This is a genomic window from Roseibium sp., from assembly GCF_025698965.1.
In the GTDB taxonomy this organism is placed as follows: Bacteria; Pseudomonadota; Alphaproteobacteria; order Rhizobiales; family Stappiaceae; genus Roseibium.
In genome coordinates this window covers 1-3,974 of sequence record NZ_JAILWL010000552.1, presented here as the reverse complement: position 1 = coordinate 3,974, position 3,974 = coordinate 1, and the positions used below count along the sequence as shown (strand labels likewise).

The window sequence follows — 3,974 nt, the reverse complement described above, 5'->3', positions numbered from 1 at the left end:
AATGGCGATACCTGTATCGAGCTATCGACAAGCATGGAAATCCGGTCGATTTCCTGCTCACAGCAAAGCGCAATCTGAACGCAGCCAAGCGGTTCTTTCGAAAAATGTTGCAGGATGCTCCGCTGCTGTCGCCGGGCAAAATCGGCACCGATGGTGCCGGTACTTTTCCTCCGGCCATCGGGGACGCGGTTGACGGTGGCCTGCTTGCTTCGGATCCGGTGCATTATGTGACCAAGCATTTGCAACAGGGTATTGAGAGCGATCATTTTAGGGTGAAAAAGAACATGCCGAAGGTCGGCGGGTTCCGGTCGTTCAACTCAGCCAGAAAATCCATCGCTGGCTTTGAAGCCATGCTGTGGCTCAAGAAGGGCTGCGACTTTACCGGTCAATGGAGTGTCCGCGAGCAAAACGATCTGCTGGAGGTGCTCTTCGGACTTGAAAAAGTTAACGAAGCCTGAAAGGTGCTCCCGAAACGGGAGAAATCTGTCCGTCAACGAAAGTTGCAACAGGCCCCTCCTAGTTGCCCATCCACGCGTCGATCTTTAACTGAAGTTCCTCCGAAATTTCGGGGACCTGACCTGTGTCGGTCTCGGACAGGTTGCTTAGAACCAGCTCTTCCAGTTCGGTAGGAACTTCCACACCTTCAATTACATATCCATCCTGGTAGCGCGACGACAAGAAATCCTTCCACTTCGGATTGTCAATCACGGCTCGGGGCAGAGTATCAAACATGGACAGCGTTTTTTCCTCAATGATGTCACATTTGATCGCCTGCCTGCACAGAGCACCTTCGGGCCATTTCGGGCAATACTCTACGATATTGCAATTTTTCCCCGGCACCATTTCCGCTATTTCAACGGATTGAAAAAAGATGATCTCAGGATTTTCAGGGTCTCCCCAGTAAAAGCGATCCCCCGGCTGTGACACTTGCAAAACACTGTACTCATACCCCTGAACCGGCAGTTTTTGTTCCTTTGGCCAATAAAAATGTTCTTCATTTACCCCAAAAGTGCCAGATCCACCGCCGGAATGATAAAAGCGTATTTCAAATGTTCCATCTCCGTCCAGATCCACGGAATCGGCCTCATTACCGCACCACGCTTCGTGTTCGAAAACTGTGAAGTCTTCTCCTTCTAAACGGAACAGGACAAGTCCAACGCCTCCATTGGTGCAAAAAGTCGCATAGTGCACCTCCAGCTCTGGGAAATGCCCCATTGAACGCGGTGCGCCGTGCCTCTCCTCGAGATCTATAAAAATCTTAGCGGCTTTATCTTTCTGATCCGCTAGGGTTGGGCTGCTAAAGGCAATGCAAGCTATTATTGAGGTCGAAAGAGTGTTCAATATGGTTTTCAGTTTCATAATTGTGTCCTTTGAGTAGCAATGTTTACCCCAAGATCGATCTATAGCTTTCGGGTCGCCCAGCAGGTGCATGCAGGATTACGAATAGTGTCTTCGGATAATTGGATTTTTAACGTGACAGAGATTGTTTTTGTCCCAAGTGTAGCCAACCTTGGCCTTGCTTCCAGAAAACCTCGCCCGCCGGGCAACGCGGTTTGGACAGCAGGTCTCCCTCTGATCAATGAAGTCATCATTAAGCTTGCGATAGCTACACTCCCTACCCTTTTCCATCCAAGCTTGTCGGATGAGGTCGATCAGGCGAACGACTTCCTTTGACCAATTGCTGCAGCGGGTTCTGCAGCCAGGTGTAAAAACCAGTTGGATGGATGCGCAGACACCTGCACGGCGCTTGCATGGAAAGTAGCGGGCGATACTCGGGTAACAAGCGCGCTCCTCAGTGCCCTCGTGTTGGCTCCTGCTTCAGTCGCCAGATCTCCGCTGCCTGATCGCTCTCACCATGGACACTAGGCGTCGAGACTTTCTTTTGCAAACATGGGACGAATGTGTATTCACGCTCACACAATTCGAAACTTCCGCAATCAGATAGCCCCGTTCGGTGATCTGCGCTACAGCACCTTGTTTGAAATCGTCACTGAATTTTCTTGTGCCCATAAGGACCTCCGTGCCTCAATTTTAGGAAGAAAGGCGTCGGTAATTTTGGGATAATACACGCGTCGCTCGGAGTGCGAGGCAACGACATGTGAGGTCGGATGAACTATGAAAATGGGAAACCTTGGAATCGTTGTTGACTTACCCCCTGCCAAAGCAAATCTGGCCTGCGCTTGCAGCCCTTTCGCCTTTCCGTGTCGCCTCAGAAATGACGTTTAGGTTTTCATCAAGTCGCAGTACTCGAATTGAATCGAAGTAGTGATCTTTTGTGCCCCAACATCTTCCTGTCGTGCGAAGGTATTTTGCGTACACAATCTGGAACTCTAGAACTGCACCATCGGAGGCGTTGGTAACTTGCGACAGCCTTGCATACGAACTGTCCGCTTCCTGTTTTTCGACAGTGCAGGGAAACTCTTTAAGGATTATGCTATCTGAAGTTTCCAGATCCAGAATTTCCAATGGTACAGTTCCGTTATTCCGACAACTACTGGAGCGGTTGGCCAAACGATTGTTGAGCAGGAAATCTTCCTCGTAGACTTCATGGATCTTCTCTTCAGTACCAGCATCTACAACCCAATAATCATTTCCCAGCTTCCGGATTTCGTACACGCCGTCGAATTTTGGCTCAGCGCCCGCTGGAATACTCGCTGGATCGACCCCGTCAGATTCGTAGTTGAAGGTCGTATATGAAAGACTGCTATGTATACGCTCCAAATCCTCGACGGCCTGAGCATAGGGGCCGTGATTGTCTCCGGTCCTGAGTTTCTCAGGCAAATTGGCCAACTTGCTGAGATGTTGCCGGAATTCCTTGACACGTTTCCACCAGACTTCCCGGTCATCCATGCCGCCTTTGTTTTCAGCGTCAAACCACGCACGTGTCCATGCCTTGGGATCTCGATTCTTAAGATCAATCCCATAACTGCGATTGAGCCCCTCGATTAACCGCTCATAGGCAACCCCGAGCTCCCTGTAAGTTTCCCGGTCATAGCCGCGCATGTATTTTTCGTGCAGGACATAGAAATTCAGCTCAGCGTCCTCAAATTCAACGCCCGTCAGTGTCAGGCCGTTTTTCCAAGCCTCTTTGGCGGTTTCCTCGGGAACGAACACATTCTCGCGACCGTGTTCGAGGAACAGCTCATCCCAGTCAGGGCTGCCGGGAACGTTGAAAGACCAGCCGCCGGGATTGGAGGTCGCGCCAACATCGGCAATCAAATCGACGAGTTGATAGTTTCTCCCACCAATTTTGGTCGCAAAGGTCATCCGCAATTTGACTCCCGTTAATCGAACTTCCTTCTGCAGATCTTGTGTCAACAGAGCGTACCGCATGGTTGGATAACTCCGCCCACGCTCTGTTAATTCCGGCAAAGTAACCTGACCGTCAAGATTGTCATATTTGAAACGGAGGGAAACGACGGGTTCCCTGAGCAAGAGCCCCAAGCGCAGGTCTGCTTCCCAATCAAAGTCGAGGAATGCCCTCTTGGTGGATGAAACGCCCCCTTCCACACGATCTCTGCCGGCGAGGTCAAATTCCATGGTCTGTGAATATACGGGCGATGCGAACAACAGGGTCAACAATACGGTCAATGCCAACAAGCCGCCATGACCGTACGCCGATACAAGCCTCACTACGGTTATTGCTGAACAATTGACTTGCGTTCCTCGGTAGTCTTGGAGGTTAGACGCGTGTCGATGACCGCCAGATTTTCGAGCTGAAGCTCTTTGTCCTCGGGAACAACAAACGGATCGGTCACCACCAGCCGGGTATCCTCGTAAATTACCATTTTGTGCCCGAATGGCGCGTAGAGGTCCAACCAACGTAACATCACCATTCAGTTAATATCATGGGAAAGTGGTGGCGAGGAGGGGCTGAACCCCCCGAGGCGGTTTCACTATATTGCCAAATGCCAACTACTAAATTTTTCCGTTATATGAAAACGCTTTTGATGGCATTGAACTTGGCAAAAGAA

Annotated in this window: 4 protein-coding genes and 1 pseudogene; 1 reads left to right on the top strand and 4 read right to left on the bottom strand. The window is 50.5% G+C overall.

Features of this window, described 5'->3' with window-relative positions:
- Nucleotides 1-458 (top strand): transposase (locus K5905_RS29260; protein ID WP_297591051.1); only part of this gene is annotated, 458 nt, incomplete at its 5' end.
- 58 nt (nt 459-516) lie between these two features.
- Here K5905_RS29260 and K5905_RS29255 read toward each other — a convergent pair.
- The 4 genes and pseudogenes from K5905_RS29255 to K5905_RS29240 form a co-directional block, all read right to left on the bottom strand.
- A complete protein-coding gene (locus K5905_RS29255; protein ID WP_297591049.1) occupies nt 517-1,359 on the bottom strand; it encodes a hypothetical protein in 843 nt (280 codons plus the stop codon).
- 537 nt (nt 1,360-1,896) lie between these two features.
- A pseudogene (locus K5905_RS29250) lies at nt 1,897-2,010 on the bottom strand (transposase); the annotation flags it as partial.
- Between the two features lie 138 nt (nt 2,011-2,148).
- Nucleotides 2,149-3,597, bottom strand: coding sequence for a hypothetical protein (locus K5905_RS29245; RefSeq protein ID WP_297591048.1), 1,449 nt, complete (start codon nt 3,595-3,597; stop codon nt 2,149-2,151).
- A 41-nt stretch (nt 3,598-3,638) separates the two neighbouring features.
- Nucleotides 3,639-3,836 (bottom strand): hypothetical protein, encoded by a 198-nt coding sequence (locus K5905_RS29240; protein ID WP_297591045.1) that lies wholly within the window; start codon nt 3,834-3,836, stop codon nt 3,639-3,641.
- Between the last annotated feature and the right edge of the window lie 138 nt (nt 3,837-3,974).